Genomic DNA, 23,430 nt, shown 5'->3' with positions numbered 1-23,430 from the left:
TTGGGAAAAAAAGTTTCCGCTTGGTGCGGTTTCGGCGTGACCTAAATCACAGCTTCAAGTAAGATTAGCGACCTTTTTCTGCGCATAGGCTACGTCCGATTTATCATGTTGAGCTGACTTAAAAATGTTCAGTCCACACTCGCATGACGAGCTCAATGTGCATAGCAGAAGCCAGAATCAGATCTAAACTATTATCCATGCCCTCGGGTGTGAGTAGACCAACAAGAAATACGAATCAAGAACTAATAACGAGGTAGTCAATTCATGACATTTGCTTTGGGGCAGCGCTGGATTAGCGATACGGAAAGCGATTTAGGTTTAGGTACCGTAGTAGCAATGGATGCTCGTACTGTGACATTGATGTTTGCAGCGTCAGAGGAAAACCGAGTTTACGCACGTAACGATGCACCTGTTACCCGAGTAACGTTTAACGTTGGTGATGTCATCGATTGCCAAGAAGGTTGGTCTCTGAAAGTTGAAGAAGTACTGGAAGATGAAGGTCTGTACACCTATTTCGGTACTCGTGAAGACACGCAAGAAACCGCAGTTGTTCTGCGTGAGATTTTCCTTAGCAACCAAATTCGTTTCAACAAACCTCAAGATAAGTTGTACGCCGGTCAAATCGACCGCATGGACAACTTCGTTCTTCGTTACCGTGCGCTAACCAACCAGTTTGAACAGCACAAGAGCCCAATGCGTGGCTTGTGTGGTATGCGAGCAGGTTTGATCCCTCATCAGCTTTACATCGCGCACGAAGTCGGTCGCCGTCACGCGCCACGCGTTTTGTTGGCGGATGAAGTAGGTTTGGGTAAGACCATCGAAGCGGGTATGATCATTCACCAGCAAGTGCTGTCTGGTCGTGCTGAACGCATTTTGATTGTGGTGCCTGAAACACTGCAACACCAATGGCTAGTAGAGATGATGCGTCGTTTCAACCTGCATTTCTCGATCTTCGACGAAGAGCGTTGTATTGAAGCATTCGCGGACGCTGAAAACCCATTTGATACTCAGCAATACGTGCTGTGTTCACTCGACTTCCTACGTAAGAGCCGCAAGCGTTTTGAACAAGCGCTAGAAGGCGAATGGGATCTGCTTGTCGTCGATGAAGCGCATCACCTTGAGTGGAGCCAAGACAAACCAAGCCGTGAATACCAAGTGGTAGAAGGTTTAGCTGAACGTACTCCGGGCGTGTTGCTACTGACAGCAACGCCAGAACAGCTTGGTCGTGAAAGCCACTTTGCTCGTCTACGCCTGCTGGATCCCGATCGTTTCTATGATTACGAAGCGTTCGTCGAGGAAGAAGAGCAATACGCGCCTGTAGCTGATGCGATTACTTCACTATTCTCAGGCGAAAAGCTGCCTGATGAAGCGAAAAACCAGATCACTGAACTGTTGTCTGAACAAGACGTAGAACCACTTTTCCGCATTATCGAAAGCAACAGCGATGAAGAGGCGAAAGCATCAGCTCGCCAAGAGCTAATCGATAACCTAATGGACCGTCACGGTACAGGGCGCGTTTTGTTCCGTAACACGCGTGCGGCAATCAAAGGTTTCCCAACGCGTAATGTGCATCTTATGCCGATGGATATCCCACAGCAGTACACCACGTCAATGCGTGTGGCAGGGATGATTGGCGGTAAGATGAGTTCTGAAGCGCGTGCGATGAAGAACCTGTACCCGGAAGAAATTTTCCAAGAATTTGAAGGCGATGACGCAAGCTGGTGGCAGTTTGACTCACGTGTGAACTGGCTACTTGAAAAAGTAAAAGAGAAACGCGGCGAGAAGATTCTCGTGATTGCTTCTCGTGCGAGCACGGCATTGCAATTGGAGCAAGCGCTGCGTGAACGCGAAGGCATCCGTGCGACGGTCTTCCATGAAGGCATGTCGATTCTTGAGCGAGACAAAGCTGCGGCTTACTTTGCGCAAGAAGAAGGCGGTGCACAGGTTCTGATCTGTAGCGAAATCGGTTCTGAAGGTCGTAACTTCCAATTTGCCAACCAACTGGTGATGTTCGACTTGCCATTCAACCCAGACTTGCTTGAGCAACGTATTGGTCGTTTGGACCGTATCGGTCAAAATCGCGATATCGACATTCATGTTCCTTACCTGAAAGGCACATCGCAAGCGATCCTAGCGCGTTGGTTCGATGAAGGTTTGAACGCCTTTGCAGAAACCTGCCCGACAGGTCGTGCGGTTTATGACAAGTACTCAGACGCCCTGATTGAGATTCTGGCGTCAGGAGATACCAGCACTCTGGATGAGATCATCGAAGAATCAGCGAAGCTGAATAAAGAATTGAAATCGCAACTAGAGCAAGGTCGTGACCGCTTGCTAGAAATGCACTCTAACGGCGGCGAAAAAGCTCAGCAAATCGTTGAGAAAATTGAATCAACTGATGGTGATACAAACCTAGTCACGTTTGCGCTTTCTCTGTTTGATACGATTGGTTTGAACCAAGACGACAAAGGCGAAAATGCACTGGTGGTGACGCCATCAGAGCACATGATGGTGCCAAGCTACCCTGGTTTGCCATACGAAGGTGCGACGATCACTTTTGATCGCGATACAGCGCTTTCTCGTGAAGACATGCACTTCATCAGTTGGGAACACCCAATGATCCAAGGTGGTATCGATCTTCTGATGAGTGAAGGTGTGGGTACTTCTGCGGTATCTCTGTTGAAAAACAAGGCGTTGCCAGTTGGTACGATTCTGCTTGAACTGATTTACGCGGTAGATGCGCAAGCACCAAAACGCAGCGGTATCACTCGTTTCTTACCGAAAACGCCAATCCGTCTGATGATGGACTCGCGTGGTAACGATCTATCGGCTCAAGTAGAGTTTGAAGGTTTCAACCGTCAACTTAGCCCAGTAAACCGTCATCTTGGCAGCAAGCTGGTGACGTCTGTGCAAAAAGACGTGCACCGTTTGATTGAAGCGGGTGATGTGCTGGTTGAAGAGAAAGTGGAAGCCGTTCGTAAGCAAGCACAGCAAGATATGCAGCAAAGCTTGAATACGGAGCTAGAGCGTTTACAAGCTTTGAAAGCGGTGAACCCAAACATTCGTGATGAAGAGATTGAAGCGATTGAAGCGCAAATCAAAGAGCTGACTGGTTACATCAATCAAGCTCAAGTGCAGCTCGACTCGCTCCGTCTGATCGTGGTGAGCCACAACTAATCGCGTAAAACGCATTAAAAAAGGTCTTCAATCGAAGACCTTTTTCTTTATCTGCGGTTTGCCTGCGGATTACATCAACCACTTCCACCAAATAAACAAAGCTAAGAAGCCAAACAAGTAAATCAGCCCAGCAATCGATAGCCATTTCAGTTTGCGTCCCACCGCCAGCGGTTCCGGTAAGTCCGTTTTGCTCACTAAGATGTAGTTCAGTAGCGCGAAGAATGGCGTCGTCATAAACGCCAGAACCATCGCGAAGTCGAGCATAGGCAGCAGTGCCGATGCCCAGAATACGACAATACCCAGCGCCAGCAATGATACCGCCAACATAATCGCTGACGTTGCTTTTGGATCGGTTTCCGCTTGAGAGCGCAACAGGCGTTGTGAGTCAGCAATTACGCGCGAGTAACCGTCAATAACAGTAATCGTGCTGCCGAAAATACAGAAGAAAGCGATCACCGCGATTAAGTAACGTGACCATTCCCCGATGGTCGAAGCGTACAAGCCAACCAACTGATGCGAGAAGCCAACCCCGGAGCTCTTCAGTTCAATTCCAGAACCGTGCAGCATTAATGCACCGAGCGAAACAAACACTAGCGCCAAAACTGCTGTACCGATGTAGCCAACGTTGAAGTCAAACAGAGCAGAGCGTGGTGTTACTTCTTGCTGACTCGACTGGCGCTTTAGCCACGCTGAGGTTAAACACGAAATCTCAATTGGTGCTGGCATCCACCCCATCGTAACCACGATGAAACCAATTGCCGCAATTGACCAAGGGGAAGGCGATTCAAAGTTCGCGACGGGTTCCACTGGGTTACCAAACGCAATTGCAACTGCAAGCAGCGTTGCAATGGTGAGCACGGACATGATCACTTTCGAAAGTGTGTCGAGTGCTTTGTAATGGCCGGCGAATAAAATGATCAAACACGTGACCAAAACGATGATGCTCAGCGATGCCATCGACAGTGAAAACGGTATGAAGTAACCCAGCAAGCTCGCACTAAACATCAACAATGCTGCGGTGTTGATCACCGCCGACACCACACTTAAGAACAGAAACAGCCAAAGGTAAGGGCGACCCAGTCTCGCGTAGCCTTCGACTAACGTAAGCCCTGTGCCTATCGTGTATTGCACGCCAGCTCGGAAAAATGGGTATTTAAACAGGTTTACGAGCAGGATGAGTGCGGCCAGTTGCCAGCCATAGATGGCACCCGCTTTGGTTGAGGCTACAAGGTGAGAACCACCCACCGCCGCAGAAGCCATTAGGATGCCTGGGCCAAGTGAGCGGAAAAATAGCGATATTCTGGATTGGGGTTGATCTGGTACGGCGGATTCCATTTCTTATTGTCCTTTGATGTTGTGTATAGCGGCATAACCTTCCCCCGCGAGAACGGTTCGCGGGAATCCAAACGGCGTGAAACCTTATTTAATGTTATGGGGTGCTTTTCCGAACGGAATAAAGTTATTTGGGTAACCACTCTATAAATATCACTCCCGCAGTACTTGTCAAACTATATTTACAAATCAGTTTTTATTTTATTTTTCGAATTTATTGACTTGATTAACCCTGTTGGTTTTGGTGTTTTCATTGGTCGCGAAATTAAAATGCGTTTTGGCTGAGCCCTCGTTATAATCGCGGCGTTTTTATTTTCTAGAGATCCCACCCATGGCAATGCTTGAGTACAACCCACCGACAGATCCTTGGATCGACATCGTTTTTGAGGACGACCATATCTTGGCTGTGAATAAGCCGTCTGGTTTGTTGTCAGTTCCGGGACGTCTTGCAGAACACCATGACAGCATGTGGAGTCGTTTACAGGAGGAGTACCCAGATATCCAAGTCGTGCATCGCTTAGATATGTCGACGTCGGGATTGATGGTACTGGCTAAAAACAAGCGAGCAGAAAGTGCGTTGAAAAAGCAGTTCCAGTTCCGCTTAACGCATAAAATTTACTACGCACGCGTTTGGGGTCATGTCGAGCAGGAAGAGGGCGAAATCGATCTGCCATTGATCTGTGACTGGCCAAACCGTCCGCTGCAAAAAGTGTGTTTTGAAGATGGTAAGCCATCAAAAACTCTCTTCCAAGTCGCGAAGCGAGAAGAACATGAAGACGGCACAAAGACGACCATCGTACGTTTACTGCCTATTACTGGCCGATCACATCAATTGCGTGTGCACATGCAAGCGTTGGGTCACCCTATTGTTGGTGATGAGTTCTATGCTACCGAAGAAGCCAAAGCCTTCTCTGAGCGTTTGGAACTGCACGCTTCTGAACTGAGCTTCTACCATCCGAAAAGTCACTGGCTCCGCAGTATTTTTGTTCCGTGTGACTTTTACCTGGAAGCCGAAGAGATGATCTTTGACTATTTCGATCCAGAGCGTAAATTACCTGATTACAAAACACTGCCACGCCCATAAATAGATTTCATTCGGCAGTGAACAAGGAGTCGTTATGTCACTGCCTAAAGTGGTCTTTCTCGACCGCGCCACCATTCCCAATCACATTCAAGTCCCGCGCCCTGAGTTTCCTCATCATTGGATGGAGTATGCACTGACACCGCCTGAGTTCGTGGTTGAACGCTTGGCTGATGCCGATATCGTCATCAGCAATAAAGTGGTGCTGGATCAATCGGTACTTTCGCAGCTGCCTCAGCTCAAGATGATTGCCGTTGCGGCGACAGGGTTTAACAATGTCGATGTAAACTATTGTGCTGAACATGGCATTGCAGTCGTGAACGTGCGTGGTTATGCCACTCGATCTGTGCCTGAGCATGTGATCGCGATGTTGTTTGCTTTGCGTCGCAACCTGTTTGGGTACCATCAAGACATTGCGGCTGGTGAATGGCAGCGTAATAAGCAGTTCTGCTTTTTTACTCATTCCATCGGGGATGTTGGCGGCAGTACACTAGGTGTCGTCGGTAGTGGTGCATTGGGACAAGCCACGGCGAATCTGGCTCAAGCGCTAGGAATGACCGTTTTATTTGCGGAGCGTAAAGGAGCGGCAGAATGTCGACCAGGTTATGTGCCATTTGAGGAAGTGTTGAAACACTCTGACGCGTTGACTTTGCACTGTCCGCTTAACGAGCATACGCAGAATTTGATTGGCAAAGCCGAGTTACAGCAAATGAAACCAAACGCGATTCTAATCAACACCGGTCGAGGCGGTTTGGTTGATGAGCAAGCGTTGGTGGATGCTCTAAAACAGGGGGAGATCGCAGCAGCAGGTTTTGATGTATTTACTCAGGAGCCTGCCGATGAGAGCAACCCTCTGATCGCTAATATTCACTTACCGAATTTGCTGTTAACGCCTCATGTTGCGTGGGGAAGTGATTCGTCGATTCAACGCTTGGCCGACATCCTGATTGAGAACATTAACGCGTTTCAGCGCGGAGACCTCCTCAATCGCCTCGCTTAATGGGCATTGATTATCCGCATTAAAAAAGCAGACCTAGTGGTCTGCTTTGTCTTTATAGTTTACGAAGGAAGATTAGATTTCTTCTTCGTTTAACGCTTTCAGGATTTGGAAAATTTCACGGTAAGATTTTGCTGGTTTACCGGCTTTTTTCTCTTTCGCTGCTTGGCGTGCAAGTTGACGTAGACGCTGACGATCCGCTTCTGGGTACAACTCCATTACGTCATCAATGGCTTTGTCGCCTTCTTCCACAACGCGATCACGCAGCATTTCCAGTTTATGCAGCGCTGCTGTTGCTTGTGAGTGTTTGTTGCGTACTTTGTCCAATGCCGCTTGGATTGGTTCTGGGTCTTCATAACGCATCAATTTACCGATACGTTGTAGCTGACGACGACGCGCTTCGTTCTTAAAGCGCTGTGCATCGGCAATTGCTTCTCGCAGGTCTTCGCTCAATGGAAACTTTTCGAGAACTGCTGGCTTTAGGCCGACAAGCTCTTCGCCAAGCTTTTGCAGCTCTTCCATGTCTCGCTTCATCTCGGATTTACTTACCCAGATGATCTCTTCTTCTGGTTCCCATGGCGCTTTTTGATTCTTACGTGCCATTTCAGTTGCCTGTGTTTTGATTAATATTATGACTATTTTAACAAGAATCGTGGGGAGAAAGCGAAATTCTTGTTATTCTATTGCGTATTGAATACAAGATGTGAAAGACAATGGATATTAAACAGCAGGTTGCTGAGCAACGTACCGAGCTAGAGCAAGCCGTGGCACGAGCATTAGAGCTCGCGTCGGCGAAGTCGGATGCAGCAGAAGTCGCAATTACTAAAAGCACAGGTTTGAGTGTTTCCACTCGAATGGGTGATGTAGAAAATGTCGAGTTCAACAGTGATGGTGCGCTTGGCATTACCGTTTACCGAGGCCAACGTAAGGGCAGCGCTTCCACATCTGATTTGAGTGAAGCGGCGATTGAACAGACAGTGAATGCCGCGCTTGATATCGCTCATTACACATCTGAAGACCCGTTCGCAGGCCCAGCGCCGAAAGAATTTATGGTGAAAGAGGTGCCAGATCTTGACCTTTTCCACCCAGACTCTCCAGACCCAGACTACGCAGCACAAGTGGCGATTGCCGCTGAGAAAGAAGCGCTAAGCTACAGCGATGCAATCAAGCAAAGTGACGGTGCAAGCTACGATAGCCACTACGGCGTCAAAGTTTACGGAAACAGCCATGGTTTGTTAGCAAGCTACGCGTCTAGCCGCCACAGCACAAGCTGCTGCGTTATTGGCGTAGGCAAAAATGGCGAAATGGAACGTGACTACAGCTATACCGTTGCCCGCCATCGTGATGATTTATGGACGCCAGAAACCGTCGGCCGCAAAGCGGCGGAAAATACTGTAAGCCGACTGGATGCTCAACGATTGAAAACGGGCCAATACCCTATTATGTTTGCGGCAGATGTGGCAACTGGCTTGATTGGTCACCTAGTGATGGCGATCAGCGGTGGCAACCTGTACCGCAAATCTTCTTTCTTACTGGATCACTTGGGTAAACAAGTCTTGCCTGAATGGTTCAATATTTCAGAGCGTCCGCATGTATTGCGCGGTTTGGCTTCCAGCCCATTCGATAGCGAAGGCGTTTATACGCAAGATCGTGAAATCATTACCGATGGTGTGTTGGCGACCTATCTACTGACCAGTTATGCCGCTCGCAAGATGAAGATGGATCCAACCGGTCACGCTGGTGGTATTCACAACTGGTACGTGAAGTCGACAGGCCAAAACTTTGAGCAAATGCTGAAGGAATTAGGCACAGGCCTTTTGGTAACAGAAGTGATGGGTCAAGGTGTGAACGTGGTAACGGGTGATTACTCTCGCGGTGCGGCAGGCTTCTGGGTTGAGAACGGTGAAATCCAATACCCAGTCTCTGAAATTACCATCGCCGGTAATTTAAAAGACATGTTCACTAAGATTGTGGCCGTTGGTAGTGATATTGAAACACGCTCACAAATCCAAACCGGTTCTATCTTGCTCGACACAATGAAAGTCGCAGGTGAATAACCGTTACTATCGCGGAAATACAAAAAAGCCTGATGTGTTCATCAGGCTTTTTTAATATTCATTGTTGGCTACTGGCTTAGATCAGCAAGGTTGCGAGACCAAGGAAAACAGACAAGCCAATCACATCAGTGACAGTCGTCAGTGCCATACCGCCAGCAAGGGCAGGATCGATATTCATCTTCTTCAGAAGGACAGGGATGGTTACCCCTGCAACCCCGGCCACGAACAGGTTGGTCAACATGGCGGCAGAGATGATACCTCCGAGCATCCAGTTGCCTTTCCAAACCACAACGATACCACCGATGATCAACGCCCACATGATGCCGTTAAGCAAACCGATTGCGGCTTCTTTCATCAACAGTTCACGTTTGTTCGAGTCACCGATATGACCTAAAGCAAGGCCACGAATAACCAGTGCAACGGTTTGGTTACCTGCAACACCACCCATGGATGGCACGATGGTCATCAAGACCGCAATTGCCGCCATTTGGTCCAGCGTGGCTTCAAACATGTTGGAAACCGAAGCAGCAGCTAATGCAGCTAGGACATTGGCTCCGAGCCAAACACTTCGTTTACGTGCGGATTTGAAGACGGGAGCGAAGGTATCTTCGTCATCATCCATACCCGCCATACTCATCATTGAGTGTTCGGCGTCTTCACGAATAACGTCAACTACGTCATCAATGGTGATACGACCAACAAGGTGCTGGTTTTCATCTACAACAGGTGCTGACACCCAATTACGACGTTCAAACAGGCTAGCAACGTCAGAGTCACTGGTGTCAACGGTAATCGCATCGTCAGCATCTTCCATGACGTCGATAATTTTTACGTCGGGTTGGGTCGTGATAAGTGTCGTGATTGGGAGTTCGCCAATCAGTTTGCTTTCGTCATCAATCACGTAGAGCGCATCGGTGGCTTCAGGCAGCTCACCCTTCATACGCAGATAACGCAGGACTACGTCGACATCAACGTCACCACGAATCGTGATAACGTCCGTGTTCATCAACCCACCAGCGGTGTCTTCAGGATAAGACAGTGCCGTCTCGACGCGAGCACGATCTGCTGAATCCATTTGGGAGAGAACTTCACGGGAAAGATCATCTGGCAAACTACGTAGGACGTATGCTACGTCATCGGTATCCATGCCTTCCGTCGCCTCTGCAAGGTCTTCGGGAGCCATTTTTGATACGAGACTGTCTTTAACGTCTTCGTTTAGTTCGTCAAGAATTTCACCGTAATCTTCGGGGTCGGTAAGTTGCCAAAGAACTTCACGGCTTTTACGTGGGGATGCTTCTAAAAGGTGAGCAATATCCTCAGGTTCCATGTCCTGAAGCTGACGACGAACATGGACGAAGCGGCCGTTTTCCAGCGCTTCTGTGACTTCTTGGAGGGCTTGGTGAGCTTGGTCGAATTCTATTTGCTCTGCCATTCGTTCCTCCCAATTCCTGATATTTACAATGCTTTGAATAATAACTTAATTCTAGGCACCTTTTAATAACAACTTGTGAAACAGGACAAAATTATTTGCTGAGTGACCAGAGCAGTCGCAAAGATTTGGGAGAGATATCGCTGTGCTTTTTAGCTAGGAAAGGGGATTGCGCTCTATTCAGTTTGGAGGCTAGAGATAGGAACTAAAAAAGCGAGTAAATTACTCGCCTTCGTCAAACTTGTCTTCAATCAGATGACATACAGCGTCGAGTGCCAACTCTGCTTGATCGCCTGTGGCATGAATCGTTACGTATTGTCCTTGAGCCGATTCCAACATCAGCAGCCCCATCACGCTGTCTGCGGTGGCGGTTTTGTCTTCTTCGTTGTCGATGGTTACTACAGCATCAAAGCTTTGCGCAAGTTCTACCAACTTAACTGCGGCGCGCGCGTGTAACCCAAGACGATTTTGAATCAATACTTTACGACTTAACTCCACTGCTACTCCTTAGCATTTTTCTCGAGCGAGGTGTGACGAATCTGAACTTGATGCCCTTTATCCGCAAAGTACTCGCCAATCTGTTGGGTTAAATACACTGAGCGGTGCTTGCCGCCAGTACACCCAATGGCTACGGTGAGATAGCTGCGATTATTTTTTTCGAGCAAAGGTAGCCAAGTTTCAATAAAACTTTCTATCTGGTACTTGAGGCTCAATACCGACTGGTGCTGTTCCAAAAACGCAGCGATAGGAGCATCTAAACCCGTCAGTGGGCGCAGTGCAGGTTCCCAGTGTGGGTTCGGTAGGAATCGAACATCAAATACGTAATCCGCATCAGACGGAAGGCCGTATTTAAAGCCGAATGATTCAAACACCATCACCAAGCCTTTGCGATCACGTCCTTCAACTCGCATGCGAACTGTTTCACTCAGTTCATGCAAAGACTGACCGCTACTGTTGAGGATTAAATCCGCATGCGCTTTTAGTGGTGTCAGGATCTCTTTTTCTCGCTCGATAGCTTGATCGAGCGATAGCGACTGGCCGCCTAATGATAGCGGGTGGATGCGACGAGTTTCGCTGTAGCGTTTGAGCAAGGTTTCCTTATTGGCGTCTAAGAAAAGTACGGTTACATCGAGTTCAGTTTTTAGCTGCTCTAACGTGCCAGTCAATTCTTTGAGCTTTTTGGGGATGTTGCGGATATCAATGCTCACCGCAACATTTTGCTTGCTGTCAGCGATGGAATGTACAAACGCATCCAATAGGTTTACTGGTAGGTTGTCGACACAGTAGTACCCTAAGTCCTCTAGCACGCGCAACGCAATACTTTTGCCTGCACCAGAGTGCCCGCTAACAACAATTAATCGCATGGTGATCGTCCTGCTTATTGGTGAATCATGATGTCGTAGAGTTCTTCATCACTCTGAGCATTGCGTAGCAATTTCAGTACTTGCTTGTCGCTCAGACGTTCTGCCATAGAGGATAGAGTCTTGAGGTGCTCTTTGCACTGTTCTTCTGGTACAAGGAGTGCAAACAAAAGGTCGACAGGTCGATTGTCAATCGCATCAAATTCAATTGCTTCATCGCATTGCAGAAGTACCGCAATGGCTTTGTCGCTAGATTGCATTCGTGCATGTGGGATTGCAATACCGTTTCCGATACCAGTACTGCCCATTTTCTCTCTGTTGAGCATGCACTCAAACAGCTCGGTAGAATCTTGGCCCGTGTGTTCAGCGACGATTTGGCTGATCATTTCGAGGGCGCGTTTTTTACTCGTACAGTGGACTGCACTTTTCGTGCAGTCCACTGACAGTATTTCGCTCAGTTGCATGATTAATGACTGTTTAATTTTTCTTTGTGCTTATTAAGTTGGCGAACCAATTTATCTACCAGCGAATCGATCGCGGCATACATATTCTCGTCATCGGCTGATGCGTGGATTTCGCCATGATTTACGTGGAGTGTAGCTTCCGCGATTTGGTTAATTTTTTCAACTTTTAGTACAACTTGTACTTGATTGATATGGTCGAAGAACCTTTCGAGCTTCTGAAACTTAGATTGAACATAGTCTTGCATTGAATCGGTAAGATCAACGTGATGGCCTTGAATATTGATTTGCATAGACTTTCCTTTTCAGTTAGTGCCTTAAAGTAGGCGTTTACGCTGACTTGAAGGGGCAATACCCAAGGATTCTCGATATTTAGCTATCGTACGTCTTGCGACCTGAATCCCTTGGTCAGCCAGAAGAGCAGCAATCTTACTGTCACTAAGTGGTTTAGCAGTATTCTCTGCCGCGACCAGTTTCTTAATGAGTGCACGGATTGCTGTTGACGAACATTCTCCGCCATTGTCTGTACTGACGTGGCTGGAGAAGAAGTACTTCAATTCAAAAATGCCACGTGGCGTATGCATGAACTTTTGTGTCGTAACACGAGATATTGTGGATTCATGCATGTCCACCGCCAAGGCTACATCATTGAGTACCATTGGCTTCATGGCTTCTTCACCATACTCGAAGAAATCTTGTTGATGTTCAACAATACATCTTGCAACTTTGAGTAGCGTCTCGTTTCTGCTCTCTAAGCTCTTAATTAACCATTTTGCCTCTTGCAAATTGCTGCGAATGTACTGGCTATCCGCACTGTTGCCTTTGCCTAATTGAGCGTATTGTTGGTTAACTTTTAACTTTGGAATGCTGTCAGGGTTGATGGAAACGGTCCATTTCCCATGATCTTTAAATACCGATACGTCCGGAATGACGTATTCTGTGTCGTCTGGGGTAATGCGACTGCCCGGACGAGGATCTAACTGTTGGATCAGTTTTAATACTTCGCGTAGATCCGCTTCTTTTAGCTTAGTTTCTTTGATGACCAGTTTGTAATCGCGATTACCAAGGTGATCGATGTGATCGGCAAGAATCATTTTGGCTTCTGCAAGCCAAGGCGTGTCTTCTGGGAAGGTTGCAAGTTGCAGGAGTAAGCATTCTTGCAGGTTCCGCGATGCCACACCAAGCGGGTCAAACTGTTGGATGCGTTTGCGCACGGCTTCGACTTCATCCAACTCAATATCTTCGTTGTCGAAGCTTTCGTGAATCTCTTCAGGAGATAGGGTCAGATAGCCGTAATCGTCAATCGCATCAATGATGGCAATGGCAATCGTACGGTCGGTTTCACTGAAAGGCGTTAAGTCGAGTTGCCACATCAGGTAATCGTGTAGCGATTCTGTGGTTTCGCCTTGGTAGACCGGCATATCATCGTCTAACGCTAAACCGGTACTGCCCGTATTTGCGCTGTAGACGTCATCCCAAGTTGTGTCGATTTCAAGCTCTGAGCTGATTTCGGATTTTTCGATGACATCAGAACTATCAGGAACTTCGATTTCTGTTGGCTCGTTGGCACTGTTGTCAGCAGTTTCGAGTGCTGATTTGTCTTCACCATTTGCTTGAGGTTCTTCGTGGCCTTCTTCAACTTCCAATAGCGGGTTTGAGTCCAACGCTTCTTGGATTTCTTGTTGAAGATCGAGAGTCGACAACTGCAGCAAGCGAATCGCTTGTTGCAACTGTGGCGTCATGGCTAACTGTTGACCTAGCTTGAGTTGTAATGAAGGTTTCATTCAGTGTTACTTACCTTGTAATGCTCAGAATCTTACCGTTCCTAATGTAATCATAGACGGAATTGTTCGCCGAGATAAACTTGTTTCACCTGTTCATTGTTCAGAACTTCTTCCGGAGTTCCCGATGCAATGAGGTGCCCTTGGCTTACGATATAGGCTTTTTCACATACGTCCAGTGTTTCACGTACGTTATGGTCTGTGATTAATACACCAAGGCCACGATCGCGTAGGTGCTCGATGATTTTCTTGATGTCATTAACCGAAATAGGGTCGACACCTGCGAAAGGTTCATCCAACAAAATGAATTGTGGGTTTGCCGCAAGAGCTCGAGCGATTTCGACTCGGCGACGTTCACCACCCGATAGTGCCATACCCGCACTGGTTCTTATGTGCTGTATGTGGAATTCTTCCAACAAATCTTCCAGCTTGTCCTGACGCTCTTCGCGGGTCATTTCTTGGCGAGTTTCCAATACGGCCATGATGTTATCTTCAACGGACAGTTTGCGGAAAATCGATGCTTCCTGCGGTAGATAGCCAATACCCATGCGAGAGCGGCTGTGCATTGGCAAAATACTGATGTCTTTGTCGTCAATGGTGATGGTGCCTTCATCACGAGGCACCAGACCAACAATCATGTAAAACGAGGTGGTTTTACCGGCACCGTTAGGACCAAGTAAGCCCACAATCTGACCAGACTCTACTTCTAAGCTAACATCGGTGACGACTTTGCGCTTTTTGTAGCTCTTTGCGAGATTTTTTGCACTCAGTACCGCCATATTAGTTCTCTATCTGATTTGGTTGCAAAATCGTGGTTACACGCTCGTTTTTAGAGCTGTCAGCCACCAACTTCTGTTGACCGATTTGGTAACGAATCGATGAGCCTTTGATGGTGTTACCATCTTGAGCGAGCTGCGCTTGGCCTTTCATGGTCAGTTCGTCAGTCGAGATGCGGTAATCGAGCTCGGTTGCTTGACCACTTAACGTTTTACCATCGTCCATCAGCTGCGAAAATGTCGCAGGCTTACCAAATGCTTGAATTTGTTTGATTGCTTCCGTTTTTGGATCGCGAGTGACAACAATTCTATCTGCATCGATATTGATGCTGCCTTGCTTAAGCGAGACATCACCTTTAAAAATGACCTGGTTACTCTTCATGTCCACCTGTTGGGTGTCAGAGTTAATGTAAACCGGCTGTTGAGTATCCGACTTAAGTGCAAACGCTTGAGGCGCTGCTAATACTAGTGCCAGTAGACTAAGGTGTAACGGTTTCATATCGACCTTGAACTTCATTCGTTAGAGTCGCGGTGTGCTGTTTTAAGTTTCCTTGCATCGCGCCTCCAGTAGTTTCAAATTGCGGTCCAACCAACATTACTTGTTGATCAGCTTTAAAATCACGATTGGTTAGATTGATGACCAACTTATCGGTCGCCATCGTATCGAAACTGGCGCCCGGTAATAGGTTTTGCATTAAGACTTTGTCGTACAAAGTCAGCACTTGGTCTTCATCTAAAACAGCTCTTGTAGCTGTTACCTTCCACTCGACGACGCTACCTTCTCGGTAAACCATCAAGGTAGGGCTGTTAAAAATCGTTTCTCCACTCTTAGCATAGTAATCTAAGTTGTTGGAGCGGATGATGTAACTACGTACACCATCTTCACCATAGGTGATGTTTTCTAAACCAGTTCCACTGAACAATGGCAGTTCGGTGTCTGGGGCTACTTGAATTGCATCGTTACCTTTTGGTGTGAGTAGGTAATAACCACACCATGCGACGACGAACACCAAGAGCAAATAAATAAGGCGAGTAAAACTCATATATTAAAGGCCTTTTGTTTAGCTCAGTACTTCCCTGACTATTGCCTTAATCTGTGTAATCAATCGTTTGAATGTTTCGTGTTGCCGATATTACATCACACCAGCTTTTAGTAAATCATGCATATTTAATGCGCCAACGATTTTATCTTCTTTGCATAGGATAAGTGCGTTGATGTTTTTGTTCTGCATTAAGTTCAATCCTTCCACTGCTAACATTTCTGGATGTGCCGTGGTTGGATTTTTCGTCATGACTTCGCCAATAGCCGTGGTATGAATATCAATGCGCTTATCCAAAGTGCGGCGTAAGTCACCATCGGTGAATATACCAAGCATAGCATCGTGTTCGTCCACGATTGCGGTCATTCCCAAACCTTTCTCTGAAATCTCCAAAAGTGCATCGCGAATCAACGCATCTGGAGACACTTTCGGTAATGCATTTCCGAAGTGCATAATATCAGACAGCTTAAGTAGCAATTTTCTTCCTAAAGCACCACCAGGATGTGAGAGAGCGAAGTCTTCTGCTGAGAATCCACGCGCTTGAAGTAGGGCAACTGCTAGCGCATCGCCCATTACTAAAGTTGCTGTGGTACTGCTGGTTGGTGCAAGGCCAAGTGGACAAGCTTCTTGAGGGACAGTGATTTGCAAGTGCAAGTCAGCCAGTTTTGCCATGTTGGATTCTGGCTTGCCCGTCATGCTAATGATTTTAATGTTTAAACGCTTTAGAACAGGGAAGAGAGACAAGATTTCATGGGACTCGCCAGAGTTAGAAATAGCGATAACAATGTCACCCGCGCTGATCATACCCAAGTCACCATGCGCTGCTTCACCCGGGTGAACGAAAAACGCTGATGTACCTGTGCTGGCAAGCGTTGCTGCAATCTTGTTGCCAATGTGGCCTGATTTGCCCATACCCATCACGACAACTTTGCCGCTATTGGAAAGGATCAATTCGCAAGCTTGTTCAAACTGCTCATCAAAGTATTTGTCTAGCTCTTGCAGAGCCGCGACTTCGATATCAAGAACTTGTTTAGCTGCAGCGCGAAAATCAAATGGATTGGACATATCAGGGCTCCAATTTGTCTCTACTTATTAATGGTATTAAGCGGCCATGTTGGCAAATAGGTACACTTGGTAACCCAAGAAACACGTAAACAGAATCGCCCCTTCGAGGCGGTTGATGCTACGTGATTTACCTAAACACATTGCTACTAACAACAGTGACACGCCAAGCATGACCCAGAAATCACGTCCCATTGCGTATTCACTTAGTGTGGATGGGTTAATGATGCCAGGAAGGCCCATTACCGCCAAAATATTGAAAACGTTCGAGCCGATGATGTTACCAACTGCCATATCGTCTTCGCCTTTCAATACACCAGCAAGTGATGCTGCAAGCTCAGGAAGACTCGTACCGATGGCAATAATTGTCAGACCGATCACTAGGTCGCTCATGCCGAAATGCTTAGCAATAATAACCGCATTATCGACCAGCAGGCTTGCTGCCAAAGGAAGCAATATTAAACCGATAACCACCCACATGATGGCCTTAGGGTTGCTAACGCCTTGTGGGATTTCTGATTCTTGATCTTCAAGAAACGCATCGCCAGATTTTTGTTCTTTGCGGCTGATTTGCAACATAGCAAATAAAAAAGCACCAAACAGAACAAATAGTAAGACACCTTCATAAAAACCAAGGTGGCTGTTCCACAGTAAAATCCCGGCTAACACAGTTACCGCGATCATTAATGGTAATTCGCGACGGATAACTGCAGAGCTAATAGAAAGAGGTTTGATCAGCGCAGTAATACCTAGGATTAGGGCAATGTTAGCAATGTTTGAGCCCAAAACGTTACCGACAGCGGTATCGGTTTTACCGTCCCAAGCGGCTGTTGCTGACACCATCATTTCTGGTGCTGATGAGCCCATTGCAAGAATGGTCATACCGATCACTAAAGGTGAAATACCGACGTTGCGGGCTATAGCTGCAGAACCAAAAACAAGTTTATCTGCGCTCCAAACAAGTAAAACAAGACCGACGATAAGCAACGCTACGGCTTCGAGCATGAGAATTCCTAAGTATTAAATGAGTGAAATGAGTAACCGCTAATTTTGACCTTTTGCAGCTTAAAATGGAAGATAAACAACGAATAAATTAAAGGTTAGTAACGAAAATGTATGTAATTGTCACTCATTCAATCATTGCAAATAAAGTGACGATTCTGGTCTAGGATTTAAACACTTGGTGACGATCAGGCCATAATTTATGGAGAATAGCTTGAATTTGGTCGGCTTTATTTAATCGAACAGTGCTTTAAATTCCAAGCCAATGTGCTTATGATTGCAGCCTAATAAATGTACCGAAGCGGCGATAAGGGAACCCTTAGCGCTATTCGGAAGTGGATTGACTTGACAACTCTGCGAGCGTTAATGCTCTGACAGTAGAAGAGATGATATGTCGAACAACGATTTAGTCACCGTGAACAACCTCACTTTTTCACGAGGAAATCGCACGATCTTTGATGGTATTGATCTGCATGTTCCTGAAGGTAAAGTGACGGCGATTATGGGACCATCGGGAATCGGTAAAACGACACTGCTCCGTTTAATTGGCGGTCAGTTGTATCCCGAACAAGGAGAGATTTGGTTTGATGGTGACAACATTCCGACTCTTTCTCGCAAAAAACTCTACAACGCTCGTAAGAAAATGAGCATGCTGTTTCAATCCGGGGCTCTATTCACGGATTTGAATGTATTTGACAATGTGGCCTTTCCACTGCGTGAACACACCAATCTTTCAGAAGATTTGATTCGTACTATGGTGCTGCTTAAGCTCGAAGCGGTTGGTCTGCGCGGAGCTGCGCAATTAATGCCAAGTGAGCTTTCGGGCGGTATGGCGAGGCGCGCCGCATTGGCTCGTGCCATCGCACTTGACCCTGATTTAATCATGTTCGATGAACCATTTGTGGGACAAGACCCCATTACCATGGGGGTTTTGGTTGAGTTGATCAAAGACTTAAACCAAGCTCTAGGCCTTACGTCTATTGTGGTATCACACGATGTACCGGAGGTCATGAGTATTGCTGATTGGGTTTACCTACTAGCAGATGGCAAGATCATCGCGTTTGGCACGCCAGAGGAGTTGAGTCAAAACCCAGACCCGCGAGTGCAGCAGTTCTTACAAGGTGATGCAGATGGCCCAGTGCCGTTTCGTTTTCCTGCGCAAAGTATCGAAAAGGATCTATTTGATGGTCGCTAGCTTTATTCAATTTGTCGCTTCATTAGGAAAACGCACGCTCGCCATCTGTGAAGCTTTTGGCCGTGCAACCTTGATGCTTGTTGGCGCTATCTTCTCTAAGCCTCAACCATCTAAAAGTTTTCCTCTACTCATCAAACAGTTGTATTCCGTTGGCGTGCAATCACTGGCTATTATCGTCGTATCTGGTTTGTTTATCGGCATGGTTCTTAGCTTGCAAGGCTATGTAGTGCTGGTGGATTACGGCGCGGAAGGCAGTCTTGGTCAGATGGTCGCGTTGTCACTACTGCGTGAACTTGGGCCGGTGGTTACTGCGCTTCTTTTCGCTGGACGTGCAGGCTCTGCGCTGACAGCAGAAATTGGTTTGATGAAAGCTACTGAGCAGCTTTCAAGCTTAGAAATGATGGCAGTTGACCCACTGAAACGAGTGATTGCACCACGTTTTTGGGCTGGGGCTATCTCAATGCCACTACTTGCGATGATCTTCATGGCTGTTGGCATCTGGGGGGCACAGCTCGTCGGTGTCGATTGGAAAGGTGTGGATCACGGCAGCTTTTGGGCAGCCATGCAATCTTCTGTTGAGTTGGGACAAGATATCGGCAACAGCATGATCAAATGCTTTGTGTTTGCCATTACGGTAACTTGGATTGCTCTATTTAATGGCTACGATGCGATTCCTACCTCGGAAGGGATCAGCCGAGCAACTACGCGCACTGTTGTGCATTCTTCTTTAGCAGTACTGGGACTAGACTTTGTACTGACCGCATTGATGTTTGGGAATTAATCATGCAACAAACACGTAAAACAGAATTATGGGTTGGCAGCTTTGTATTAGCGGGAATTTGCGCGATTCTTGTGATGATTTTTCAAGTTGCTGACGTAAAAAGCATTGGCTCTGGTGATACTTACACCCTCAAAGCCGAGTTCGATAATATTGGCAGCTTGAAAGTACGCTCTCCGGTGAAAGTTGGAGGCGTGGTTATCGGTCGTGTAAGTAACATTACTCTGAATCCAGATAACTTATTGCCAGTGGTCAGCTTGTCAATTAACAGCCAGTACAATCAATTTCCAGAAACATCCAGCGTACAAATTCTGACGTCAGGGTTGATCGGTGAGCAGTACATTGGTTTAGTACCAGGGTTTGTTTTTGATGACGAAGCTATGCTGGTAGACGGAGATACCATCGAAGACACTAAATCTGCGTTAGTACTTGAAGACTTAATTGGTCAGGTACTTTACAGCGTTGGTGGTTCAGACGGTTCAAGTAAGGAATAACTATGTTAGCTAGACTATTACTTTCATTTTCTGTGGTGCTTACCGCTTTTGGGGTTGGCGCGGCAGAAGTGGATAAAACTCAGCCATATCAAATGATGAAGCAAGTGGCTGAAGTGACATTTGCCCGACTAAAAGCAGAACAGCCAAAAATCAAACAAGATCCTAATCTATTAAAGGTGATTGTTGAGCAAGAGCTGATGCCTTACGTCAACGACCGTTATGCAGCACTGAAACTGCTTGGCCCTAACTTGAAAGGGGCAAAACGTGAAGACGTGCTAGAGTTTGTCGATGCGTTCCGTGCTTACTTGATTGCGTCTTACGCACAAGTCTTGACGCAATACAGCGATCAACAAATTGAGTTTGGTCCAGAGCCGAAATTAGACGACTCTAAGCGTATTACCAGCATCAAAGTTGAGATCATTGATGCACCTCGTCCAAACATCAAACTAGAATTTAAACTGCGTAAAGACAACAAAACTGACGAATGGGAAGCGTTCGACATGGTTGCAGAAGGCATTAGTTTGCTTTCAAGCAAGCAATCTGAGTGGAACACCAAAATTCGCCAAGACGGTATTCTTGCGGTAGCGCAAGACCTTGAAAAACTTGCAGCGGAGCCAATTCGCTTTGAGGCGAAAAAGTAATGGCTCAGTTTCACGCACAGTGGCAGTTGCAACAAGATACGTTAACACTAACGGGGGCGCTGGATAGAGACTCAGTGCCGTCATTGTGGGCTTTTGCCCAGCAGTGGAAACCGTCGCAAAAAGAACTGGAATGCTCACTAGAAGAGATCGAACGAGTCGACTCTGCAGGAATGGTGATGTTAATCCACTTATTAGAGCATGCAAAAAAGCAAAACTGTCATATAATGCTCAGTTTCGTGCCGGCGCAACTGCGCACTTTGTTTCAACTTAGCAACGTTGAATCTTTAGTGGCCAAACACATAAAGAATTATCAGGGGTAAATTGTGGACAGCGCAAAAGTACAACAGTTATTAGAAGAAGCACTAAACCTTCAAGAAGTGCATGTAAAAGGTGAAGGTAGCCACTATGAAGTGGTTGCTGTTGATGCTTGTTTCGAGGGAATGAGCCGCGTTAAGAAGCAGCAATTGATTTATGGTCCTCTGATGGAATACATCCAGCGTAACGACATTCACGCATTATCGATCAAAGCGTTCACACCGGAAGAGTGGGCTCGTGATAAGAAACTGATGTCGCTTTAAGGTTTATTGATGGAAAAGTTTCGAGTTATTGGGTCAGATAAACCACTAGTTGGTGAAGTGACCATTTCTGGTGCAAAAAACGCAGCACTGCCTATTTTATTTGCGTCTATCTTGGCTGAAGAGCCTGTAGAAGTGGCAAACGTACCACATCTTCGCGATATCGACACAACCATGGAGCTACTAAAACGCCTTGGCGCTAAAGTAAGCCGTAACGGTTCTGTTCACGTCGATCCAAGCAGCATCAATGAATATTGCGCTCCTTATGATTTAGTTAAAACCATGCGTGCTTCTATCTGGGCGTTAGGCCCACTTGTGGCTCGTTTTGGTCAAGGTCAAGTTTCTCTACCTGGTGGTTGTGCTATCGGCGCACGTCCAGTTGACTTGCACATTACTGGCCTGGAACAACTAGGCGCAACCATCACACTTGAAGATGGTTACGTGAAAGCTGAAGTTGATGGTCGTCTGAAAGGCGCGCACATCGTGATGGACAAAGTGAGCGTTGGCGCGACCATTACCATCATGTGTGCAGCAGCTCTGGCTGAAGGCACTACAACGTTAGACAACGCAGCGCGCGAACCTGAAATCGTCGATACGGCGGATTTCCTAAATAAACTTGGCGCGAAAATCTCTGGCGCGGGTACAGACACCATCACTATCGAAGGTGTTGAGCGCTTAGGTGGCGGCAAGCACAGTGTCGTAGCAGACCGTATTGAAACGGGGACATTCCTAGTAGCTGCAGCGGTATCTGGCGGTAAAGTGGTTTGTCGTAATACCAACGGTCACTTGCTTGAAGCGGTTCTAGCGAAGCTAGAAGAAGCGGGCGCATTGGTGGAGACAGGCGAAGACTGGATCTCTGTTGATATGACAGACCGCGAGTTAAAAGCAGTAAGTATTCGCACTGCGCCTCACCCTGGCTTCCCGACAGACATGCAAGCGCAATTTACGCTATTGAACATGATGGCGAAAGGCGGCGGCGTGATCACTGAAACTATCTTTGAAAACCGCTTTATGCACGTGCCTGAGCTGATGCGTATGGGTGCGAAAGCGGAGATTGAAGGTAACACGGTTATTTGTGGTGACGTTGAATCACTAAGTGGTGCACAAGTGATGGCAACGGATCTACGTGCTTCGGCAAGTTTGGTGATTGCTGGTTGTATCGCGAAAGGCGAAACCATCGTAGATCGTATTTATCACATCGATCGCGGTTATGACAAAATTGAAAATAAACTGGCTGCACTCGGCGCAAATATTGAGCGAGTGAGCTAGTCAAGTTAAACTGCACAGCAGGTGACTTGGATATGAAGAGAGCCGAAACTCAGGTTTCGGCTTTTTTATATCGCGCTTTCTGTCATAGTTTCTGACTATGTAAAAAGCGATATTAATAGCTGTATCTGGCAAAAGCCGGTTCCTGGAGAACAAGAATGATTGCACTGTTACGTGTATTTGCTGTCGCAATTTTCGCAATTGTGATGTTTATTGGTGGTTGTGGTTACTGCCTATTAAGCCCTCGAAATCCTAAACACGTTTTCACATTTGGCCGCTTGTTTGCCAAGATGTCTCGCGTATTTGGGGTAAAGCTAGAATTACGTATTCCTGAAGATGCGTACTCTCGTGGTCAGCACGTTTACATCGCTAACCACCAAAACAACTGGGACATGTTTACTGTGTCTGCGGCAGTGACACCAAAAGTGGTGACCGTCGGTAAGAAAAGCCTAGCGTGGATGCCACTGTTTGGTCAGCTTTACTGGTTGACGGGCAATATTCTGATTGACCGTGCAAACCGTTCAAAAGCGAAAGGTACCATCGACCAAGTTGTTAACAGCATGAAAGAAAGTGATGTGTCGGTTTGGATGTTCCCAGAAGGTACACGCTCACGTGGTCGTGGTTTGCTGCCGTTTAAAACGGGTGCGTTCCATGCGGCAATCGGCGCTGAAGTGCCAATTATTCCAATCGTATGTAGCTCCACTGACCACATTAAACTTAACCGTTGGAACAATGGTCATGTGATTGTTGAAATGTTGCCACCGGTGAGCACTGAAGGTTACGGTAAAGATGGCATTCGTGAACTCGCAAATGTATGCCGCGAGCAGATGAAGGAAAAGCTAGAAGCGCTGGATGAAGAAGTAAAACAGCGTAACGCCGCTTAAACGGGTTAAATACCGAATACAAAAATGGGTAGCTAAGGCTACCC

25 protein-coding genes are annotated in these 23,430 nt (G+C 46.9%); 12 read left to right on the top strand and 13 right to left on the bottom strand.

The window, feature by feature from the left end; translation table 11 throughout:
* Nucleotides 1-264: 264 nt before the first annotated feature.
* The gene (gene rapA, locus ACYJZR_RS13355) at nucleotides 265-3,174 is read left to right on the top strand and encodes an RNA polymerase-associated protein RapA (RefSeq protein ID WP_005461840.1); all 2,910 of its coding nucleotides are present in this window, start codon (nucleotides 265-267) and stop codon (nucleotides 3,172-3,174) included.
* A gap of 69 nt (nucleotides 3,175-3,243) precedes the next feature.
* Here rapA and ACYJZR_RS13350 read toward each other — a convergent pair whose 3' ends face one another.
* A complete protein-coding gene (locus tag ACYJZR_RS13350) occupies nucleotides 3,244-4,509 on the bottom strand; it encodes an NRAMP family divalent metal transporter (protein WP_343365023.1) in 1,266 nt (421 codons plus the stop codon).
* Nucleotides 4,510-4,837: 328 nt separating this feature from the next.
* Between ACYJZR_RS13350 and rluA the strand changes: the two genes are divergently transcribed.
* Both rluA and ACYJZR_RS13340 read left to right on the top strand, forming a co-directional pair.
* Nucleotides 4,838-5,590 (top strand): bifunctional tRNA pseudouridine(32) synthase/23S rRNA pseudouridine(746) synthase RluA, encoded by a 753-nt coding sequence (rluA, locus tag ACYJZR_RS13345; RefSeq protein WP_140093096.1) that lies wholly within the window; start codon nucleotides 4,838-4,840, stop codon nucleotides 5,588-5,590.
* A 34-nt stretch (nucleotides 5,591-5,624) separates the two neighbouring features.
* Entirely contained in the window at nucleotides 5,625-6,587 is a 963-nt protein-coding gene (locus tag ACYJZR_RS13340) for a D-2-hydroxyacid dehydrogenase (protein WP_025637851.1), read from the top strand.
* 72 nt (nucleotides 6,588-6,659) lie between these two features.
* On the opposite strand, the gene yjgA is transcribed toward ACYJZR_RS13340, so the two are convergent.
* Nucleotides 6,660-7,187 (bottom strand): ribosome biogenesis factor YjgA, encoded by a 528-nt coding sequence (gene yjgA / locus ACYJZR_RS13335; RefSeq protein WP_005457057.1) that lies wholly within the window; start codon nucleotides 7,185-7,187, stop codon nucleotides 6,660-6,662.
* Between the two features lie 110 nt (nucleotides 7,188-7,297).
* Between yjgA and pmbA the strand changes: the two genes are divergently transcribed.
* Nucleotides 7,298-8,641 (top strand): metalloprotease PmbA, encoded by a 1,344-nt coding sequence (pmbA, locus tag ACYJZR_RS13330; protein WP_005459755.1) that lies wholly within the window; start codon nucleotides 7,298-7,300, stop codon nucleotides 8,639-8,641.
* A gap of 76 nt (nucleotides 8,642-8,717) precedes the next feature.
* Here the strand turns inward: pmbA and mgtE are convergent, their stop codons facing one another.
* The 11 genes from mgtE to ACYJZR_RS13275 all read right to left on the bottom strand — a co-directional run bounded on the left by mgtE (nucleotide 8,718) and on the right by ACYJZR_RS13275 (nucleotide 17,556).
* Nucleotides 8,718-10,073: a magnesium transporter gene (gene mgtE, locus ACYJZR_RS13325; protein WP_005468659.1), complete on the bottom strand. Its 1,356-nt coding sequence runs from the start codon at nucleotides 10,071-10,073 to the stop codon at nucleotides 8,718-8,720.
* A gap of 219 nt (nucleotides 10,074-10,292) precedes the next feature.
* Nucleotides 10,293-10,568, bottom strand: a complete 276-nt coding sequence (locus ACYJZR_RS13320; protein WP_005468661.1) for an HPr family phosphocarrier protein — start codon at nucleotides 10,566-10,568, stop codon at nucleotides 10,293-10,295.
* Nucleotides 10,569-10,570: 2 nt separating this feature from the next.
* The gene (rapZ, locus tag ACYJZR_RS13315; RefSeq protein WP_005468663.1) at nucleotides 10,571-11,434 is read right to left on the bottom strand and encodes an RNase adapter RapZ; all 864 of its coding nucleotides are present in this window, start codon (nucleotides 11,432-11,434) and stop codon (nucleotides 10,571-10,573) included.
* A gap of 14 nt (nucleotides 11,435-11,448) precedes the next feature.
* Nucleotides 11,449-11,895 (bottom strand): PTS IIA-like nitrogen regulatory protein PtsN, encoded by a 447-nt coding sequence (gene ptsN / locus ACYJZR_RS13310; RefSeq protein WP_406966403.1) that lies wholly within the window; start codon nucleotides 11,893-11,895, stop codon nucleotides 11,449-11,451.
* A 2-nt stretch (nucleotides 11,896-11,897) separates the two neighbouring features.
* Nucleotides 11,898-12,185, bottom strand: a complete 288-nt coding sequence (gene hpf / locus ACYJZR_RS13305) for a ribosome hibernation promoting factor (protein ID WP_005467451.1) — start codon at nucleotides 12,183-12,185, stop codon at nucleotides 11,898-11,900.
* A gap of 24 nt (nucleotides 12,186-12,209) precedes the next feature.
* Nucleotides 12,210-13,676, bottom strand: a complete 1,467-nt coding sequence (locus ACYJZR_RS13300) for an RNA polymerase factor sigma-54 (RefSeq protein WP_005484866.1) — start codon at nucleotides 13,674-13,676, stop codon at nucleotides 12,210-12,212.
* A gap of 50 nt (nucleotides 13,677-13,726) precedes the next feature.
* On the bottom strand, nucleotides 13,727-14,452 hold the full coding sequence (lptB, locus tag ACYJZR_RS13295; protein WP_005467801.1) for an LPS export ABC transporter ATP-binding protein: 726 nt from the start codon (nucleotides 14,450-14,452) through the stop codon (nucleotides 13,727-13,729).
* A 1-nt stretch (nucleotide 14,453) separates the two neighbouring features.
* On the bottom strand, nucleotides 14,454-14,948 hold the full coding sequence (lptA, locus tag ACYJZR_RS13290; RefSeq protein ID WP_005467803.1) for a lipopolysaccharide transport periplasmic protein LptA: 495 nt from the start codon (nucleotides 14,946-14,948) through the stop codon (nucleotides 14,454-14,456).
* A complete protein-coding gene (gene lptC / locus ACYJZR_RS13285; RefSeq protein ID WP_005467805.1) occupies nucleotides 14,929-15,492 on the bottom strand; it encodes an LPS export ABC transporter periplasmic protein LptC in 564 nt (187 codons plus the stop codon). Before lptC ends, lptA begins: the two co-directional genes overlap by 20 nt.
* Nucleotides 15,493-15,582: 90 nt before the next feature.
* The gene (gene kdsD / locus ACYJZR_RS13280) at nucleotides 15,583-16,554 is read right to left on the bottom strand and encodes an arabinose-5-phosphate isomerase KdsD (RefSeq protein WP_005484881.1); all 972 of its coding nucleotides are present in this window, start codon (nucleotides 16,552-16,554) and stop codon (nucleotides 15,583-15,585) included.
* 36 nt (nucleotides 16,555-16,590) lie between these two features.
* On the bottom strand, nucleotides 16,591-17,556 hold the full coding sequence (locus tag ACYJZR_RS13275; protein WP_005455122.1) for a calcium/sodium antiporter: 966 nt from the start codon (nucleotides 17,554-17,556) through the stop codon (nucleotides 16,591-16,593).
* 388 nt (nucleotides 17,557-17,944) lie between these two features.
* On the opposite strand from ACYJZR_RS13275, the gene mlaF reads away from it, so the two are divergent.
* The 8 genes from mlaF (at nucleotide 17,945) to ACYJZR_RS13235 (ending at nucleotide 23,386) form a co-directional block, all read left to right on the top strand.
* The gene (gene mlaF / locus ACYJZR_RS13270; protein ID WP_005455119.1) at nucleotides 17,945-18,748 is read left to right on the top strand and encodes a phospholipid ABC transporter ATP-binding protein MlaF; all 804 of its coding nucleotides are present in this window, start codon (nucleotides 17,945-17,947) and stop codon (nucleotides 18,746-18,748) included.
* Nucleotides 18,738-19,529 (top strand): lipid asymmetry maintenance ABC transporter permease subunit MlaE, encoded by a 792-nt coding sequence (mlaE, locus tag ACYJZR_RS13265; RefSeq protein ID WP_021454015.1) that lies wholly within the window; start codon nucleotides 18,738-18,740, stop codon nucleotides 19,527-19,529. The genes mlaF and mlaE overlap by 11 nt, the downstream gene beginning before the upstream one ends.
* A gap of 2 nt (nucleotides 19,530-19,531) precedes the next feature.
* Nucleotides 19,532-20,020 (top strand): outer membrane lipid asymmetry maintenance protein MlaD, encoded by a 489-nt coding sequence (gene mlaD / locus ACYJZR_RS13260; RefSeq protein WP_005455116.1) that lies wholly within the window; start codon nucleotides 19,532-19,534, stop codon nucleotides 20,018-20,020.
* 2 nt (nucleotides 20,021-20,022) lie between these two features.
* Nucleotides 20,023-20,661, top strand: a complete 639-nt coding sequence (locus tag ACYJZR_RS13255) for an MlaC/ttg2D family ABC transporter substrate-binding protein (protein ID WP_005478835.1) — start codon at nucleotides 20,023-20,025, stop codon at nucleotides 20,659-20,661.
* Entirely contained in the window at nucleotides 20,661-20,981 is a 321-nt protein-coding gene (locus ACYJZR_RS13250) for an STAS domain-containing protein (protein WP_029801853.1), read from the top strand. Before ACYJZR_RS13255 ends, ACYJZR_RS13250 begins: the two co-directional genes overlap by 1 nt.
* A gap of 3 nt (nucleotides 20,982-20,984) precedes the next feature.
* Nucleotides 20,985-21,239, top strand: a complete 255-nt coding sequence (gene ibaG / locus ACYJZR_RS13245; RefSeq protein ID WP_005484869.1) for a BolA family iron metabolism protein IbaG — start codon at nucleotides 20,985-20,987, stop codon at nucleotides 21,237-21,239.
* A gap of 9 nt (nucleotides 21,240-21,248) precedes the next feature.
* The gene (murA, locus tag ACYJZR_RS13240; protein ID WP_005455110.1) at nucleotides 21,249-22,505 is read left to right on the top strand and encodes a UDP-N-acetylglucosamine 1-carboxyvinyltransferase; all 1,257 of its coding nucleotides are present in this window, start codon (nucleotides 21,249-21,251) and stop codon (nucleotides 22,503-22,505) included.
* Nucleotides 22,506-22,660: 155 nt separating this feature from the next.
* Nucleotides 22,661-23,386, top strand: a complete 726-nt coding sequence (locus ACYJZR_RS13235; protein WP_005455109.1) for a 1-acylglycerol-3-phosphate O-acyltransferase — start codon at nucleotides 22,661-22,663, stop codon at nucleotides 23,384-23,386.
* Nucleotides 23,387-23,430: the final 44 nt, after the last annotated feature.

The sequence above is a fragment of the Vibrio sp. RC2502 genome (genome assembly GCF_054850435.1).
Note: the sequence above shows the minus strand (reverse complement) of the source record. Positions and strands in the feature narration are given on the sequence as shown.

Excerpts from the sequence above, each read along its gene's own strand:
- rapA (WP_005461840.1), top strand. The coding sequence starts at position 265 with ATGACATTTGCTTTGGGGCAGCGCTGGATTAGCGATACGGAAAGCGAT.
- ACYJZR_RS13350 (WP_343365023.1), bottom strand. The coding sequence starts at position 4,509 with ATGGAATCCGCCGTACCAGATCAACCCCAATCCAGAATATCGCTATTT.
- rluA (WP_140093096.1), top strand. The coding sequence starts at position 4,838 with ATGGCAATGCTTGAGTACAACCCACCGACAGATCCTTGGATCGACATC.
- ACYJZR_RS13340 (WP_025637851.1), top strand. The coding sequence starts at position 5,625 with ATGTCACTGCCTAAAGTGGTCTTTCTCGACCGCGCCACCATTCCCAAT.
- yjgA (WP_005457057.1), bottom strand. The coding sequence starts at position 7,187 with ATGGCACGTAAGAATCAAAAAGCGCCATGGGAACCAGAAGAAGAGATC.
- pmbA (WP_005459755.1), top strand. The coding sequence starts at position 7,298 with ATGGATATTAAACAGCAGGTTGCTGAGCAACGTACCGAGCTAGAGCAA.
- mgtE (WP_005468659.1), bottom strand. The coding sequence starts at position 10,073 with ATGGCAGAGCAAATAGAATTCGACCAAGCTCACCAAGCCCTCCAAGAA.
- rapZ (WP_005468663.1), bottom strand. The coding sequence starts at position 11,434 with ATGCGATTAATTGTTGTTAGCGGGCACTCTGGTGCAGGCAAAAGTATT.
- ptsN (WP_406966403.1), bottom strand. The coding sequence starts at position 11,895 with ATGCAACTGAGCGAAATACTGTCAGTGGACTGCACGAAAAGTGCAGTC.
- hpf (WP_005467451.1), bottom strand. The coding sequence starts at position 12,185 with ATGCAAATCAATATTCAAGGCCATCACGTTGATCTTACCGATTCAATG.
- ACYJZR_RS13300 (WP_005484866.1), bottom strand. The coding sequence starts at position 13,676 with ATGAAACCTTCATTACAACTCAAGCTAGGTCAACAGTTAGCCATGACG.
- lptB (WP_005467801.1), bottom strand. The coding sequence starts at position 14,452 with ATGGCGGTACTGAGTGCAAAAAATCTCGCAAAGAGCTACAAAAAGCGC.
- lptA (WP_005467803.1), bottom strand. The coding sequence starts at position 14,948 with ATGAAACCGTTACACCTTAGTCTACTGGCACTAGTATTAGCAGCGCCT.
- lptC (WP_005467805.1), bottom strand. The coding sequence starts at position 15,492 with ATGAGTTTTACTCGCCTTATTTATTTGCTCTTGGTGTTCGTCGTCGCA.
- kdsD (WP_005484881.1), bottom strand. The coding sequence starts at position 16,554 with ATGTCCAATCCATTTGATTTTCGCGCTGCAGCTAAACAAGTTCTTGAT.
- ACYJZR_RS13275 (WP_005455122.1), bottom strand. The coding sequence starts at position 17,556 with ATGCTCGAAGCCGTAGCGTTGCTTATCGTCGGTCTTGTTTTACTTGTT.
- mlaF (WP_005455119.1), top strand. The coding sequence starts at position 17,945 with ATGTCGAACAACGATTTAGTCACCGTGAACAACCTCACTTTTTCACGA.
- mlaE (WP_021454015.1), top strand. The coding sequence starts at position 18,738 with ATGGTCGCTAGCTTTATTCAATTTGTCGCTTCATTAGGAAAACGCACG.
- mlaD (WP_005455116.1), top strand. The coding sequence starts at position 19,532 with ATGCAACAAACACGTAAAACAGAATTATGGGTTGGCAGCTTTGTATTA.
- ACYJZR_RS13255 (WP_005478835.1), top strand. The coding sequence starts at position 20,023 with ATGTTAGCTAGACTATTACTTTCATTTTCTGTGGTGCTTACCGCTTTT.
- ACYJZR_RS13250 (WP_029801853.1), top strand. The coding sequence starts at position 20,661 with ATGGCTCAGTTTCACGCACAGTGGCAGTTGCAACAAGATACGTTAACA.
- murA (WP_005455110.1), top strand. The coding sequence starts at position 21,249 with ATGGAAAAGTTTCGAGTTATTGGGTCAGATAAACCACTAGTTGGTGAA.
- ACYJZR_RS13235 (WP_005455109.1), top strand. The coding sequence starts at position 22,661 with ATGATTGCACTGTTACGTGTATTTGCTGTCGCAATTTTCGCAATTGTG.